The sequence below is a fragment of the Sediminibacterium sp. C3 genome, from assembly GCF_000508085.1.
Classification (GTDB): Bacteria; Bacteroidota; Bacteroidia; order Chitinophagales; family Chitinophagaceae; genus Sediminibacterium.
Window position 1 is genome coordinate 1,747,229 of record NZ_KI669560.1, and the last position, 15,178, is coordinate 1,762,406.

General features: G+C 39.8%; 15 protein-coding genes. 8 read left to right on the forward strand and 7 right to left on the reverse strand.

Features of this window, described 5'->3' with window-relative positions:
- Entirely contained in the window at nt 1-465 is a 465-nt protein-coding gene (locus tag F777_RS0108090; protein WP_026751598.1) for a DUF1569 domain-containing protein, read from the forward strand.
- The gene (locus F777_RS0108095; RefSeq protein ID WP_026751599.1) at nt 462-1,505 is read left to right on the forward strand and encodes an NAD(P)-dependent alcohol dehydrogenase; all 1,044 of its coding nucleotides are present in this window, start codon (nt 462-464) and stop codon (nt 1,503-1,505) included. Before F777_RS0108090 ends, F777_RS0108095 begins: the two co-directional genes overlap by 4 nt.
- Here the strand turns inward: F777_RS0108095 and F777_RS0108100 are convergent.
- From F777_RS0108100 to F777_RS17260, 3 genes are read right to left on the reverse strand one after another with little or no spacing between them, the layout of a single operon-like run.
- Nucleotides 1,502-2,017: a RidA family protein gene (locus tag F777_RS0108100; RefSeq protein ID WP_026751600.1), complete on the reverse strand. Its 516-nt coding sequence runs from the start codon at nt 2,015-2,017 to the stop codon at nt 1,502-1,504. The two genes, F777_RS0108095 and F777_RS0108100, sit on opposite strands and share 4 nt — an antisense overlap.
- Nucleotide 2,018: 1 nt before the next feature.
- Nucleotides 2,019-2,312, reverse strand: a complete 294-nt coding sequence (locus tag F777_RS0108105; RefSeq protein ID WP_026751601.1) for a DUF167 domain-containing protein — start codon at nt 2,310-2,312, stop codon at nt 2,019-2,021.
- Between the two features lie 24 nt (nt 2,313-2,336).
- The gene (locus tag F777_RS17260; protein WP_051408512.1) at nt 2,337-4,388 is read right to left on the reverse strand and encodes a DUF1684 domain-containing protein; all 2,052 of its coding nucleotides are present in this window, start codon (nt 4,386-4,388) and stop codon (nt 2,337-2,339) included.
- A 112-nt stretch (nt 4,389-4,500) separates the two neighbouring features.
- Between F777_RS17260 and F777_RS0108115 the strand changes: the two genes are divergently transcribed.
- Nucleotides 4,501-4,833: a DMT family protein gene (locus F777_RS0108115; RefSeq protein ID WP_037369253.1), complete on the forward strand. Its 333-nt coding sequence runs from the start codon at nt 4,501-4,503 to the stop codon at nt 4,831-4,833.
- A gap of 2 nt (nt 4,834-4,835) precedes the next feature.
- Here the strand turns inward: F777_RS0108115 and F777_RS0108120 are convergent, their stop codons facing one another.
- The gene (locus F777_RS0108120; protein ID WP_026751603.1) at nt 4,836-5,195 is read right to left on the reverse strand and encodes a YraN family protein; all 360 of its coding nucleotides are present in this window, start codon (nt 5,193-5,195) and stop codon (nt 4,836-4,838) included.
- A gap of 51 nt (nt 5,196-5,246) precedes the next feature.
- On the opposite strand from F777_RS0108120, the gene manA reads away from it, so the two are divergent.
- Entirely contained in the window at nt 5,247-6,455 is a 1,209-nt protein-coding gene (manA, locus tag F777_RS16180) for a mannose-6-phosphate isomerase, class I (protein WP_037369255.1), read from the forward strand.
- A gap of 77 nt (nt 6,456-6,532) precedes the next feature.
- The gene (locus tag F777_RS0108130; protein WP_026751604.1) at nt 6,533-7,093 is read left to right on the forward strand and encodes a DUF6580 family putative transport protein; all 561 of its coding nucleotides are present in this window, start codon (nt 6,533-6,535) and stop codon (nt 7,091-7,093) included.
- A gap of 16 nt (nt 7,094-7,109) precedes the next feature.
- Here F777_RS0108130 and rnhA read toward each other — a convergent pair whose 3' ends face one another.
- Both rnhA and F777_RS0108140 read right to left on the reverse strand, forming a co-directional pair.
- A complete protein-coding gene (gene rnhA, locus F777_RS0108135; protein ID WP_026751605.1) occupies nt 7,110-7,577 on the reverse strand; it encodes a ribonuclease HI in 468 nt (155 codons plus the stop codon).
- A gap of 26 nt (nt 7,578-7,603) precedes the next feature.
- Entirely contained in the window at nt 7,604-9,232 is a 1,629-nt protein-coding gene (locus F777_RS0108140) for an acyl-CoA carboxylase subunit beta (protein ID WP_026751606.1), read from the reverse strand.
- Between the two features lie 54 nt (nt 9,233-9,286).
- Here F777_RS0108140 and F777_RS0108145 point away from each other — a divergent pair, with 54 nt between their 5' ends.
- The 3 genes from F777_RS0108145 to F777_RS0108155 are packed head-to-tail and all read left to right on the forward strand — an operon-like array spanning nt 9,287 to nt 14,736.
- Nucleotides 9,287-10,891, forward strand: a complete 1,605-nt coding sequence (locus F777_RS0108145; protein WP_026751607.1) for a GMC family oxidoreductase — start codon at nt 9,287-9,289, stop codon at nt 10,889-10,891.
- A gap of 52 nt (nt 10,892-10,943) precedes the next feature.
- The gene (locus F777_RS16185; RefSeq protein ID WP_235785911.1) at nt 10,944-13,712 is read left to right on the forward strand and encodes a 4-alpha-glucanotransferase; all 2,769 of its coding nucleotides are present in this window, start codon (nt 10,944-10,946) and stop codon (nt 13,710-13,712) included.
- A gap of 10 nt (nt 13,713-13,722) precedes the next feature.
- On the forward strand, nt 13,723-14,736 hold the full coding sequence (locus tag F777_RS0108155; protein WP_026751608.1) for a dipeptide epimerase: 1,014 nt from the start codon (nt 13,723-13,725) through the stop codon (nt 14,734-14,736).
- On the opposite strand, the gene F777_RS0108160 is transcribed toward F777_RS0108155, so the two are convergent.
- Nucleotides 14,719-15,177, reverse strand: coding sequence for an NUDIX domain-containing protein (locus tag F777_RS0108160; RefSeq protein ID WP_026751609.1), 459 nt, complete (start codon nt 15,175-15,177; stop codon nt 14,719-14,721). The genes F777_RS0108155 and F777_RS0108160 overlap by 18 nt on opposite strands.
- Nucleotide 15,178: the final 1 nt, after the last annotated feature.

The window sequence follows — 15,178 nt, forward strand, 5'->3', positions numbered from 1 at the left end:
ATGAAGCGATTGATGCAATTGGTAATTGAACTGGAAACCTTTATACCAGCGGCAGAAAAATTAAATCCAGCTGTTTCTGCTGTAAATGTGGGATGGCATATCGATCATTGTTTGCTGGTCATCAATCAGATTGTGAAAGCGATGGAGATGTCTGATACAACTGAATACGAATATCAGTTTAATTTGAAGCGCTGGATTGCATTCACATTCAATAAATTTCCAAGAGGGGTAGCTAAAGCGCCCAGGCAAGTCAGACCTGTTGAAGCATTTGATGTTGATAAAGTTGCTGCAACCATTGAACAAACAAAAAACAGTCTGGCCATTATTACTACATTGCAGCCCAATCAGTTTTTTGTGCATCCTTTCTTTGGAAAACTCAATCAGAAAGCAGCACTAAAAATGCTAAAGATACATACGGCACATCATCTGGCCATTATAAAAGATATATTAAAACAGAAAAAATGATACAAGCAAAAGGATATGGTGCAACCAGCAAAGACAGTGAAATTGTACCATTGGAATTTAACAGAAAGCCGTTAAGGGCATCTGATGTATTGATTGATATTTTATACTGTGGTATCTGTCATTCTGATATTCACACAGCAAGAGGAGAATGGGGAGCCGCTATTTATCCGGTAGTTCCTGGCCATGAAATTATAGGTAAAGTGATACAGGTGGGGGAATCTGTGACCAAGTTTAAAGTAGGGGATATTGCCGGTGTTGGGGTATTTGTAGATTCCTGCAGATCCTGTAAACCCTGTAAAACAGGATTGGAACAATACTGCGAGGAAGGTATGGTGCCTACTTACAATGGTTATTACCGTGATAAGCAAACACCTACCTACGGCGGATATTCCAATTGCTATGTAATTGACGAGAAATATACTTTGCATATTCCTCAGACAGAAAATTTAGCAGGGGTAGCTCCATTATTATGTGCAGGAATTACAACCTACTCCCCATTAAAATTTGCAGGAGTAGGGAAAGGACATAAAGTGGCAGTACTTGGTTTGGGAGGATTGGGACATATGGCTGTTAAATTCGCGGCTTCATTTGGAGCAGAAGTTACCATGTTAAGTACTTCCCCATCTAAAGAAACAGATGCCAAAAAGTTAGGGGCACATCATTTTGCTCTGTCAACAGATCCGGCGCAGATGAAAGCCCTGAAAGGGAAATTCGACTTTATTATGAATACTGTAGCGGCCAAGCATGACATGAATAAATTTCTGGATCTGCTTACATTAGACGGTAAAATGCTGATTGTTGGTATACCGCCAGAAGAATCAGCTTACAGTGCGGCTAAATTAATTTCCAAGCGAAGAAGCATCATTGGATCCATGATTGGGGGGATTGCAGAAACTCAGGAAATGCTGGACTATTGTGCAGCCCATAATATTTATTCTGATATTGAGTTGATTCCGGTACAGGACATTAACAAAGCGTATGAGCGTGTTATTAAATCCGATGTGAAGTACCGGTTTGTATTGGATATGAAAACTCTTTAATCGGTTACTTCTACAATCAATTCTACTTCAACAGCCATATTAAAGGGAAGGGTGTTGGTTCCTATTGCGGAACGGGCATGCTTCCCTTTTTCACCTAAGGCTAATACCATTAAGTCGGAAAATCCATTCATTACTTTAGGTTGGTCATAAAAGTCTGAAGCACTGTTAACCAAACCCAGTACTTTTACAATTCTTTTAATTTTACCTAGTTCGCCTAATTCTTTTTTTAGTACAGCCAGCTGATTGATAGCCGTTAATCTGGCAGCGGCATATCCTTGTTCAATACTAAGGTCTGAACCCAGTTTGCCCGTGATGTATTTTCCCTGCGTATCGGAAGGGCCTTTGCCCGAGAGAAAAATCAGATTTCCTATTCTTACCGCATTTACATAGTTGGCTACCGGAGAGGAGACAGTTGGCAATACAATACCCGCTGCTGTTAGTTTTTCTTCTGGTGATTGTGCAACTAATTGCAAGCAGCTAAAAACTACAATCAGGCTGAATAGGGTTTTCATTTTAAATTGGTTTTTGAATAAAGGAAGGGATATGTCTGGGTTGATGAATTTTTATTTTCTTACTGGGAATAAATTCTCCGGAAATGAGTTCTACGGACTGTTTCGGAACTTTAAACAGCTCAGCAAGATACCCAATTAAAAAAGCTGTGGCTTTTCCTTTTTCCGGTTGGGTTGCAATGGCAATTTTTAATTGACTTCCTTTAATTTTTCCTACTTGATTTATTTTGGCGCCCGCTGTTACCAATACGTTCAGAATTAAATCTTCTCCCTGCCAGGTGTAAAATAATTCATTCATTGAGTTGAAATTATACCATTAATGTTAATGGTGTTCATACATTTTCTCACCTGCTGTAACAGCAAAGGGTAGCATATTCTGTGGCGGAGGAATGGGACAGGTAGCAAAAGGAGTGAAGACACAGGGTGGATTATAGGCCATATTAAAGTCTATGTGAAAATCATCTTTTTCTGTTTCTGACTTTGGGATATATAAAAATCTGCCTGCAGCATAAGTACTATTTCCCGAAGTTTGATCTCCCATAACTACCAGCAAATAATCGCCTTCTGATATTGCATCCAGTGTGTAAAAACCTCCCTTGTAGGCAAACCTTATTTTTCCCGCCAGCTCAGTTGGATTTTCCTGTCCTAAAGCATTTTTTATAATGATATTCTGTTTAAAAGCCGGTTTTATGAACTGTGCTTTTATTCTCCAGGAACTGTCGGTTGGAAAATAATTGATTCCTTTAAAATGCGTCAGGTTGCTTGATTGCAGGTCTCTTAACCGAATTCCAATTTTATCACTTCTCTTGATGATATTGAATTGAAGTGAACCGCTGGAAACCATTACTATTTCTTCCGGTTTACTGAATATCAGGGTTTTCTTTGTTATCTTTTTTCCGTTGATGGTGTAGTTGGTATTTGTATTGGGTACCAGCCAAACTGAATCTCCGTTTCTTAAAAAGTAACCTGCCTGTGTGCTGATTTTGGATGTTGGAAACACTATGGTGTTCTTATTGCCTGCACCTACGGTGTTCTTTCCTTCCTCTAGCCAGAACAATCCTTCCAGGTTTAACCATCCATCTGTGGCTTTTAGTGCCCTTACTCTTGCTCTTTTCCAGTCTTCTATGTTGTCTGAATGCGTTTTTTGTAAAAGTGCGTCCACATGATGATTAAAGCTGTCTTTGAACTGTTGATAATATACTCCTGTTGCCGGACCCGAAAATCCTGCATGAATATTTTGAATTGTTCTGTCAGATCGTATGAAAAGGGTAGTTGGAAATCCTGTGAAGTTGCTGAGAAAGGGGAAAGTCTTTAAAACAGAGTTGCCATTGGATTCTCCGCCGAATACCTGCTCGTATTCAATGCCAAATTTTTCTTTGAACCGGGTCATTGTTTTTTGAGCATAGTTAAAGTTGTTCACCACTTCAAACTGGGCAGTGATGATTTCAATTCCTCTTTGTTTGTTATTCTTGTACCAGTCCGATAAAAAAATAGCTTCGTCTGCGCAATTGGGGCACCAGGTACCACCAATTGTAAGGATAACCGGTTTATTGAAATAGGCTGAATCCTCTAAACTGATTTTTTTACCCTTTGCATTCATTAAACTGAATTGAATGGGGGCAGTAAAATCTTTCAGTCTGGTTAGGGTAGAAGGATCTGGAAGACGGGCGAATTCATTTTTATAAGCCCTGATCAGTTGAACGGTTTTTAGACCTTGTTGAACACCTTTGATGGAACCATCTGGTTCCCGACTGCCAGTGAACATCAGGGGCGAATATCCAATGAAAAGGGAAAACTTAAATTGATTTCCCTGTACCCGTCCAAAAGAGTAACGACTATCTCCGCTAGGTCTTATAAAAGTAACACCGCCTGTGTTTTTCTCCTGAGTAAATAAACCGATGGCTTTTACCTGTTTGCCTGAATCATTGGTGAACACAACCTCATATTTGCCACTCATATTGGCTGGTGCCTCATTGTTGTTCCAGTAAAATCTTTCAGTATTGTTGGGTTCTGCATATATGGGAAACGCATCCTCTCCGGATTGTCTTCTCCAGTTACCATGCCAGCGTTTCTCCTTTGTAATACCCAATACCATTATGCGGTCGAATTGATTGATCCAGACCTGAATGCTATCTTTTACTTTTACCAGCTTTCCCCCAAAATAAGATTCTTTACCATTTATGAAATAAACAGAAAGTTCGCTGGTACTGTCCTCCTGAACAGAGAAATTAAAGGGAATTTCTTCCCCATTGTATAAGGGAAATGCCCCCCGCCATATTCCTTTTAATTCCGGTTGTGACTGACCCTTTACTGACTGGAAAGCAAATACCATCATCATCATCCAGATCCAACTTAGATATATCTTATTCCTCATATTCGTTTTCAAATTTGAAATCCTTTTAAAAGGTTATTCTTACAACTTTCATGCTATAAATGTTTGATTCGCATTTTGTCTTTAATTTGAATGCAAAACAAATTTACCCAATATGGTTAAGACTATCACTTTGTTGTTGTTGTCTAATGTATTTATGACTTATGCCTGGTATGGACACCTGAAAGATCAGCAAGTGCCTTTGTGGAAAGCGATAGTCGTTAGCTGGTTTATTGCTTTTTTTGAATATTGTCTGATGGTCCCTGCCAATAGAATTGGCTATAATAGCGGGATGAACGGTTTTCAGCTGAAAATTACACAGGAAGTCATAACGCTGGTTGTATTTACTGTTTTTGCCGTTTTGTATCTGAAAGAACCTTTTCAAAGTAAATACCTGATTAGCTTTCTGTTTATACTGGGAGCGGTTTATTTTGCATTTAAAAAATAGGGTTATCCATATACGTCCTCAAAATGCCTGATTTCCGTGCAGGTTTCACCTGATATATATACTGACAATACATCATACTGAATTCTTTTGTACTGGGGATGCAGGAAATGATAGTGGGTAGCGGCTATTCTGATTCTCTTCATTTTTTTCTTCAGAATATTCTCTTCCGGGTAACCAAATTCTAATGAAGCCCTGGTTTTTACTTCTATAAAATAAAGTTGCCCGTCTTTCATGGCAATGATATCTATTTCAAGCCTTTTAAAACGCCAGTTTCGCTCTAGCAGTTTAAAACCCTTATTAATCAGGTATGACGAAGCTAATTCCTCTCCCTGTTTGCCTAAAGCAAGGTTATTCTTTTCCATATATACAAGATATTCAGCGAAATCACGTTAATAGGGGTATAAATACTGATTATGGAAAGCAAGGAACGGATTTTTAAACTGAAAGGAGTAGTGCAGCATTATGCATGGGGAGGGAATACTTTTATTCCTGAATTGCTGGGTATTGCACCAGATTTTTCAAAGCCCTCTGCGGAGTATTGGATGGGAGCGCATTCCTCTGCTCCTTCGCAGATTTACAGAACCGATTCCTGGCAGCAATTGAATGAACTCATCAGTTCCAATCCCTCCGATGCTTTACATCCTGCAGTGGTTGAAAAGTTTGGTGAATTACCGTATTTGTTTAAAGTACTGGATGTAAAAGATATGCTTTCGATTCAGGTTCATCCAACAAAAGCGAATGCCGAAATTGGATACGATGCAGAAAATGCAGCAGGAATTCCATTGAATGCCCCGCACAGGAATTATAAGGATAGGAATCACAAACCTGAAGTAATGGTTGCTTTAAGCGACTTTTGGTTACTACATGGATTTAAAAGCAAACAGGCATTGGAAGATACTTTGCAGAACACGCTGGAGTTAACGGTTCTACTGCCATTGTTTAGAAAAGAAGGAATCAAGGGATTATACCAGTTTGTGATGGAAATGGATCAGGTAGACGTAGATAATCTCCTTACTCCTTTGGTAAAGCGGGCCCTCAGATTTAAAAAAGAAGGTAGTATTACCAAGAGCAGTCCTTGCTGGTGGGCGGCTAAGTTATATGAAGAGACAGGAATCCCGGAACATATTGACCGAGGCATTTTCAGTATTTTCTTTTTCAATATTGTTCAGGTAAATCCTGGAGAAGCAGTGTTTCAGAAAGCTGGGGTACCACATGCCTATCTGGAAGGTCAGAATATTGAATTAATGGCCAATAGTGACAATGTTTTAAGGGGAGGTTTAACCCCTAAACATGTGGATGTTCCGGAGTTAATGAAGCATACACTTTTTGAAGAAGTGGTTCCGCAGGTAATGAAAGGTGTTCCTCTTATGCCCGGAGAGCTAAAATACCCTTGCCCTGTTCCCGATTTTGGGTTGAGTAAAATTTCTTTGAATCAGGGAATGGAATTTCAATCCGAAACCTATTCACTTGAAATTTTTATAGTTACAGAAGGTTCAGTGCTGTTAAATCAGCATATGGTGTTGAAGAAAGGAGAGTGTGCTGCTATCTTAGCTGAAACAAAATATTCACTACTGGCTCCGGGTCAAGCAACTGTTTTCAAAGCTTTTGTTCCAGTGCTTTAGGGATTATTCACATAATGGGTAAAAATGCCTGTGGTTCTTAATGTAATACGCTTATTTTTGCTTTGAAATTGATAAAGATGAAACTGAACAAACAATTTATATTTTCTCTGGTATTGATGGTTTTGGCTTCTGCTATATACCGTGTATTTCCTAACAGACCCATGGGCTTTGCACCCCAGATGGCCATTGCTATTTTCGCCGGCTCTTTGTTTGTGAAACATAAAAAACTGGCGTTTTTGATGCCATTATTGTCCATGTTTATTTCGGACAGCTTGTATCAGTTATTATACATGTATGATTTAACTCCAATTTCCGGATTTTATGCTGGTCAGTGGAAAAATTACCTTTTAATTATTGGTTTAACCAGCTTCGGCTTTCTGGTGAATCAAAATAAAATTGTTTCCATTTTAGGTGCTTCGTTGGCAGCCCCAACTGTTTATTTTATTCTTTCCAACGGATTGGTTTGGTTAGGAGGTGGCGGATGGCACAGACCTAAAACCTTGGATGGTTTGATGATGACCTACGCGGATGGTCTTCCATTTTACCCGAATAGCATTTATTCAACCTTATTTTTCAGCACCGTATTTTTTGCGAGCTGGATGTTGATTAAAAAAGCCAACAACGTAAAGTTAGCTTAATGCTGTAATGCTGATTTTAACCGTTTTCTAACTCGTACACTTCGTCTATAAGTAGCTGTTTCCCATCAGCTGCCTGTGTGGCCAATTCGTCGCAGCGGTTATTGTATTTATTATCAGCATGACCTTTTACCCATACAAATCTTACATGAAATTGAAGGGCAATGGCATGGTATCTTAACCAGAGGTCTTTGTTTTTTTTGCCACCTTTAAATTGAGTACGGATCCAATTTTCCAGCCATCCCTTCTGAACACTGTCCACTATGTATTTGCTATCTGTATAAATAGTTACAGGAATTCCTTTTTTGTTAAGAGATTCAAGGGCAACTATTACTGCCATTAGTTCCATTCGGTTATTGGTTGTTAACCGATAACCAGCTGAAATTTCTTTTTGCTTATCTCCCCAAATAAGTACGATGCCGTAACCGCCGGGTCCTGGATTCCCTCTGGCGGCACCATCTGTATAAATCAATAATTGATGCGACATGCCGCGAAATAAATCTTTTTTATTGATTATACCTGAAATACGCCGGTCTTAAATGATTCAAGGCTTGGATTATGATTGGCTGCATGAATTCCTTCTGCAATAACTTGTCTGGTTTTTACAGGATCAATAATTTCGTCTACCCAGATTCTTGCTGCTGCATAATAGGGCGATGTCTGTTGGTTGTAACGGTCTTTTATGGTATCCAGTAGTTTTTTCTCTTCTTCAGGAGTAGGAACGGTTCCTTTTGCTTTCATGGTCGCTACCTGAATTTGCGCCAGTGTTTTTGCTGCCTGGTCTCCGCCCATGACCGCAATCTTTGCAGAAGGCCATGCATATATAAATCTGGGGTCATACGCTTTACCGCACATGGCATAATTACCAGCTCCGTAACTGTTGCCGATGACAATGGTAATTTTGGGAACAACGGAGTTGGCTACTGCATTCACCAGTTTTGCTCCATCCTTGATAATGCCACTGTGTTCGCTTCTGCTGCCTACCATAAAACCAGTAACATCCTGTAAGAAAACCAAAGGGATTTTTTTCTGATTACAGTTCATGATAAAACGAGCCGCTTTATCTGCACTGTCGTTATAAATCACGCCTCCAATTTGCATTTCCCCCTTTTTACTTTTACACACGAGGCGTTGATTGGCCACAATTCCAACGGCCCATCCATCAATACGAGCATAGCCGCACAAAATGGTTTTGCCATAGTCCTGTTTAAATTGATTGAACTCACTGTTGTCTACAATGCGTTCGATAATTTCAAGCATGTCGTAGGGTTTCAGATTGCCTTCCGGAATTAAGCTGTATAATTCATTGGGGTCTTTTTTGGGAGGTGCCGGCGTAATTCTATCAAAGCCTGCTTTTTCCGTTTTACCTATTTTGCTCATGATTTTTTTAATCTGATCAAGACATTCCTGTTCAGTTGCAAATTTGTAATCGGCAATACCACTGATTTCAGTATGGGTAACGGCTCCCCCTAAAGTTTCATTGTCAATATCTTCTCCAATGGCAGCTTTTACTAAATAAGAACCAGCAAGGAAAATACTACCATTGCCCTCAACCATTAGGGTCTCATCACTCATGATGGGCAAATAGGCACCTCCGGCAACACAGGCACCCATTACAGCAGCAATTTGTGTAATGCCCATAGCACTCATTCTGGCATTGTTCCTGAAAACCCTACCGAAATGTTCCTTGTCAGGAAAAATTTCATCCTGCATGGGCAGGTAAACACCTGCACTGTCTACCAGATATATAATGGGAAGTTTATTTTCCATAGCAATTTCCTGCATACGGAGATTCTTCTTTCCTGTAATCGGGAACCAGGCACCTGCTTTTACCGTTTGATCATTGGCTACTATTACACATTGTCTGCCACTAATGTATCCAATACCAGCAACGGTTCCACCAGCCGGACAACCTCCTTCCTCTTTGTACATATCGTATCCTGCAAAAGCGCCTATTTCAATAAAGGGTTGGTTCTTATCACAGAGATATTCAATTCTTTCTCTTGCAGTGAGTTTATTTCTTTCTCTTTGTTTTTCTATTGCTTTTTTACCACCTCCCAAAGCAATTTTTTCCATCCGCTGTTTCATTTCGCTCAGCATCAGTTTCATCCAGTCTTCATTGCGGTTTTGTGTTAAATTCATATGCGAACAATTGTTAGTTTACAAATATAAGAGTGATTTAATTATATTTAAGATATGACTTACGACTTTATCATTATTGGCGCGGGATCTGCCGGTGCAGTATTGGCGAACAGGCTTTCTGAGAATCCCGAAAACAAAGTGCTTTTGATTGAAGCAGGTTCTCCTGACACCAAAAAAGAAATTCATATTCCAGGTGCCTACGGAGAATTACACCGAACCAATATTGACTGGCAATTCTGGGGAGTACCCCAAAAGACGCTTGGAAATCGTAAGCTATATATTCCAAGAGGCAAAACATTGGGGGGCAGCAGCTCCACCAATGCCATGGCCTATGTGAGAGGTAACAAAGAAGATTTTAATGAATGGTCTGCGCTGGGAAATAAAGGATGGTCCTATGAGGAAGTGCTTCCTTATTTCATCAAGTCGGAGTACAACGAACAAATTGAATCTGAATACCATGGCCAGGGCGGTCCCTTGCATGTTAGTTATTCCAAACAACCCAGCGTTTTTGCAGAAGCGTTTGTTGCTGCTTGTAATGAGAATGGAATTCCTTCGAATGGGGATTATAACGGTGCGGTGCAGGAAGGAGCTCATCTTTTACAGTTCAATATAAAAGACAATAAGCGATTCAGCACGGCCGCTGCTTTTTTAAAACCCATATTGAAACGAAAAAATCTGACCATTAAAGTCAATACCAGAGTCAATAGAATTTTGATTGAGAACAGTACAGCAGTTGGTGTGGAAGTAAGCTATGGATCGGTAGTAGCAGAGAGAATCAATTGTAATAATGAAGTTTTGCTCTCTGCCGGAGCTATTCAATCTCCCCAGATATTGATGTTATCGGGTATCGGCGACCCTTTGGAATTGAAGAAAGTTGGCATAGATGTGCTTGCTTCTTCGCCTGGCGTTGGAAAAAATTTGCAGGATCATTTCTGGAGTGGGGTAAGTATGGAAACCAATACTCCTTCCGCCAATTCATTATTAAAACCCTGGAATAAATCCAAAGCCATTTTGCAGTATCTGTTGCTGAAGTCAGGACCATTGGGGAACAGTCCACTGGAAGCCAATGCCTTCATTCGTTTGCAGGAGAATCAAAACAGACCGGATATTCAATTTCATTTTGCTCCATTGGGTGTTGCGAGAGATTATTCAACAGATTTGTATGATTTGAAAACCTTTCCATTGGTAGATCAAGTTTCTGTAATGTCTATTCTATTACATCCTCAGAGTAGGGGCACCGTTCTTTTAAAAACATCCAATCCCAAAGACAGCCCACTAATCGATCACAAAGCCTTGGAATCTGAAACAGATCAGCAATTATTAATTAAAGCTTTGCGAAAATCAATGGATATTCTGAGAGCCTCATCTTTGCAAGCCTATGCTAAAGAGTCAGATTTATTTCCTTCGGCCGATGCGTCTGATAATGAGATGTTAGCACATATTCAACAAACATTGGAAACCCTGTATCACCCGGTAGGCACTTGCAAAATGGGAGTGGATGAAATGGCCGTAACAGACCCGAGTTTGAAAGTAAAAAAAATCAAAGGGCTTAGGGTAGTGGACGCTTCTGTGATGCCAACCATTGTATCCGGTAATACCCATGCTGCTACCGTAATGATTGCCGAAAAAGCAGCAGACCTTATCCTTTCGGGTAATTAAAGTGTGAGATATACACATTGTTTGTTATTTTAGCAGTCATAAATCCACTCCATTGGCTACTACAAAAAAAACGATTGCTGTAAAGAAGACTGTTACAGATAAAAAAGCTACTGCTGATTTTCTAACAGTTCAGTTTCAGTTAAAATACCATACTGAATTCGGACAAAATCTATTTATTGTTGGGGATCATCTTTTGTTGGGTAATGGTGATATTGCCAATGCCATCCCCATGCAATATTTAAATGAACAAGCATGGACGGCTACTGTTCAATTGTCAACTACTGCACTTAATCAAAAGATAAGCTACAATTATGTTTTGGTTAACGGAGATGGATCTGTAGTAGTAGACTGGGGATCGGACAGATTGCTGGATTTTCAAAAACTATCAGCACTTAAAGTTCATATTCTGGATACCTGGAACCATGCAGGCTATTTTGAAAATGCCTTTTATACAGAACCTTTTCAGCAAGTTTTATTAAAACAAAATGAAACGGTAGCAAAGGTTAGGTCTTTGAAATCAGCAACTCATATATTCAGGGCAAAATATCCCTTACTAAATAAGGATGAAATAGTCTGCCTGACTGGCTCTTTTAAATCGGCCAATAACTGGGATACTGAAGGGGTGCTTTGTATGGGCAAGGAAGCTGACAACCCTTATTTCGAAATACAATTAAATTTATCTAAAGAGCAATTCCCAATTGCTTATAAGTATGGAGTTTATAATGTTAAAACAAAAAAACTGATTCAGTTTGAATCGGGGGATAACAGAATATTACAGGCAGCTCCTGAAACTAAACAGGTAACAATGGTACAGGATGGATTCCTGTATCTCCCCAATCATACTTGGAAAGGAGCTGGTGTTTCCATCCCGGTTTTCAGTATCAGAACCCATGACAGTTTTGGGGTAGGAGAATTTTCTGATCTGAAAAAAATGATTGATTGGGCTGAAACGGTGGGATTAAAAATGATACAATTATTGCCTGTCAATGATACTACTGCAACGCACACCAATAAAGATTCTTATCCCTATGCAGCCATTTCTGCTTTTGCACTGCATCCACTTTACTTAAATCTGAAGTCGATAGCAGGTAAAAAGTTTGCAGCCGCACTAAAAAAGCTGGAATCAACCAGAAATGAATTGAATCAGTTGCCAACCGTAGCTTATGCAGATGTACTGAAATATAAAATTGATTTTGCAAAAAAAGTATATGATGCAGTGAGAGAAGAAGTGCTTGCACAGGAAGATTTCAAAAACTTTTTTAATGAGAACAAGGACTGGTTAACTCCCTATGCTGTATTTTGCTATCTGCGGGATAAGCATGGCAGCGTAGATTTTGCCACCTGGCCTTCACATTCACAGTATAATGAGAATCAGGTTGCGAAGCTTTTAAAGGAGGGATCTAAATCGCATAAAGAAATTGCTTTTCATTATTTTCTGCAGTATCAGTTACATCTGCAATTAAAGGAAGCCACTTCCTATGCGCATAAGAAAGGAATTATTATTAAAGGAGATATAGCTATTGGGGTATATCGTTATGGGGCTGATACCTGGCAACATCCTCATTTATTTCATATGGATTTTCAGGCAGGTGCACCTCCTGATGATTTTGCCGTAAAGGGTCAGAACTGGGGTTTCCCCACTTATAATTGGCAAATCATGCAGGATAGCGGGTTTGCCTGGTGGAAACAGCGTTTTGCGCAAATGGGGCGCTATTTTGATGCTTTCAGAATTGATCATATACTCGGGTTTTTCAGAATCTGGAGTATACCTATGCATGCAGTGGAAGGGATTATGGGACATTTTGTGCCTGCCATTCCGCTGACCCTTCGGTCTTTTGCAGAAAAGGGAATCTGGTTTGATTATGATCGATACACAAAACCCTTCATTTCTGATTCTGTTTTATGGGAGATATTCGGCTATGACAATGAATTGGTGAAGAGCCTTTTTCTTACGGATAATAAAAACGGACTCTATCAGCTAAAAGAAGCTTTTGATACACAAAGAAAAATTGAGGCCCATTTTGCTACTCTGGAAAATGATGCACAACATCAGAAAATTAAACAAGGCCTTTATAGCTTAATCAGCAATATCATTTTATTTGATGCGAATGGTGATGGTCAAGAATTTCACTTTAGATTTGGAATTGAAAATACGTCCTCGTTTAAGGCATTGGAGTTTGGCACTCAGCAGCAGCTGAAGGAATTATATGTGCAGTACTTCTATAAAATGCAGGATGATTTCTGGAAAAAAGAAGCCTATAAAAAATTACCTTCCTTAAAGCGGGTCACAAATATGTTAATTTGTGGGGAAGATCTGGGAATGGTTCCTGGTTGTGTTCCGGAAGTAATGCAGCAATTGGGTTTGTTGAGTCTGGAAATACAAAGAATGCCTAAGAATCCAGAACGTGCATTCTTTCATCCCAATGATGCTCCTTACTTAAGTGTTGTAACCCCCTCCACGCACGATATGAGTACCATCAGAGGCTGGTGGGAAGAAGACCGAAAAACGATTCAACAATTTTATAACCAGGAATTAGGACAATGGGGAGATGCACCTGCCTATTGTGAAGCTTGGATCAATAAAGCAGTTGTATTGCAGCATTTATTTTCTCCAGCCATGTGGGCTGTTTTTCAGTTACAGGATTTAATGGGAATGCATGAGCAGATCAGAAGGGAAAATCCATTGGATGAACAAATTAATGTTCCGGCAGATCCCAATCATTTCTGGCGCTACCGGATGCATTTGCCATTTGAAACTTTGCAGGAGACCCAAGCGTTTAATGAAGAATTGAAGTCTTATATTCAACAATCAGGAAGATAATCGGAAAACAGTGGAGTTAAGATATACCAAAACCAGTTTGCCATTCGCTCATCCCTTTACAATTTCGAATGGTAGAACCAAAACGCATCAGGAAGCCTTGTTGGTTGCATTAAAACTGGGCCCTTTTACCGGATATGGGGAAGCTCCTGCAATTGCTTACTATGATATTACAGTAGATAAAATGATAGCCGATCTTGAGGCTAAGCATAAAATGGCAGAGAAATTTGCCATGACCGATCCGGAAAGGTATTGGCATTATCTGCATCACCTTTTTCCACAAAATCCATTTTTGGTAGCCGCTTTGGATATTGCCGGTTGGGACTTATTTGGTCAGATGAAAGGCAAGCCCCTTTATGAATTATGGGATACCAGCTGGTCGGATGAATTGCCCGTATGTGATTTTACAATCGGTATAGATGCCCCTGATAAAATGGTTGAGAAAATGCTGGCGAAACCCTGGCCAATTTATAAAATTAAGCTGGGTACGCCTGATGATATTGGTATTATTAAAGCGCTTAGAGAAAAAACAGAAGCTGTTTTCAGGGTAGATGCCAATGCTGGCTGGACTACAGAACAGGCAGTTGCACTTATACCTCAACTAGCCGAATTAGGGGTAGAGTTGGTGGAACAGCCTTTGGCAAAAGACAACTGGGAGGGTATGAAGCAACTGTTTACAATATCATCCCTTCCTTTGATTGCAGACGAATCCTGTGTGAGTGAAAAAGATGTAGCCAGGTGTGCAGGTTATTTTCATGGAATCAATATTAAATTAACAAAGTGCAGTGGTATAACACCTGCCAAAAGAATGATTAAGGAAGCCAGATCTTTAGGATTGAAAGTTATGATGGGGAGCATGAATGAGTCGGTTATTGGTTCAGCTGCCATTGCCCATTTTCTGCCACAGCTGGATTATGTGGATATGGATGGCCCGTTGTTGCTGACTGAGTCCAATGCGAAAGGAGTCGAATACAATAATGGAAGAGTAGCGCTTACAGGTAAACCTGGTTTAGGTATTTTCTTTTAAAAGCTTTACCACTACTTTGTCAATCGGAAGTGTCATGTCTTTTTCAGATAAAGTTTCCAGCGGAATCCATCTGAATACCTCTGCTTCTCCGTTGGGGTCTTTTATCTGCTCTGGCTGAAAAGAAAACGGAATTTCACTTGTGGGTAGAATTGAGGTATTGGCGGCATGCACGCGATAATAAATAGATAAGATTTGATCTTTATTATTGAATGCTGAAATCTGAAAAAAATCAGTGGTATAAAAGTGCTCCCCAATGCTTACTTCTAGTCCGGTCTCCTCCCTGAATTCTCGCTTTAAACAGTCTCTGGTTCCTTCACCAAATTCCAATCCACCGCCCGGAAGTTTGGTAATAAAAGCTCCTCTGATAAATTCATCGGTTACCAGTAATCGCTGGTATTGATCAATTAGAATTCCGTAGACGCGTACATTGAAAAGAGGCATA

Excerpts from the sequence above, each read along its gene's own strand:
- F777_RS0108090 (WP_026751598.1), top strand. The coding sequence starts at position 1 with ATGAAGCGATTGATGCAATTGGTAATTGAACTGGAAACCTTTATACCA.
- F777_RS0108095 (WP_026751599.1), top strand. The coding sequence starts at position 462 with ATGATACAAGCAAAAGGATATGGTGCAACCAGCAAAGACAGTGAAATT.
- F777_RS0108100 (WP_026751600.1), bottom strand. The coding sequence starts at position 2,017 with ATGAAAACCCTATTCAGCCTGATTGTAGTTTTTAGCTGCTTGCAATTA.
- F777_RS0108105 (WP_026751601.1), bottom strand. The coding sequence starts at position 2,312 with ATGAATGAATTATTTTACACCTGGCAGGGAGAAGATTTAATTCTGAAC.
- F777_RS17260 (WP_051408512.1), bottom strand. The coding sequence starts at position 4,388 with ATGAGGAATAAGATATATCTAAGTTGGATCTGGATGATGATGATGGTA.
- F777_RS0108115 (WP_037369253.1), top strand. The coding sequence starts at position 4,501 with ATGGTTAAGACTATCACTTTGTTGTTGTTGTCTAATGTATTTATGACT.
- F777_RS0108120 (WP_026751603.1), bottom strand. The coding sequence starts at position 5,195 with ATGGAAAAGAATAACCTTGCTTTAGGCAAACAGGGAGAGGAATTAGCT.
- manA (WP_037369255.1), top strand. The coding sequence starts at position 5,247 with ATGGAAAGCAAGGAACGGATTTTTAAACTGAAAGGAGTAGTGCAGCAT.
- F777_RS0108130 (WP_026751604.1), top strand. The coding sequence starts at position 6,533 with ATGAAACTGAACAAACAATTTATATTTTCTCTGGTATTGATGGTTTTG.
- rnhA (WP_026751605.1), bottom strand. The coding sequence starts at position 7,577 with ATGTCGCATCAATTATTGATTTATACAGATGGTGCCGCCAGAGGGAAT.
- F777_RS0108140 (WP_026751606.1), bottom strand. The coding sequence starts at position 9,232 with ATGAATTTAACACAAAACCGCAATGAAGACTGGATGAAACTGATGCTG.
- F777_RS0108145 (WP_026751607.1), top strand. The coding sequence starts at position 9,287 with ATGACTTACGACTTTATCATTATTGGCGCGGGATCTGCCGGTGCAGTA.
- F777_RS0108160 (WP_026751609.1), bottom strand. The coding sequence starts at position 15,177 with ATGCCTCTTTTCAATGTACGCGTCTACGGAATTCTAATTGATCAATAC.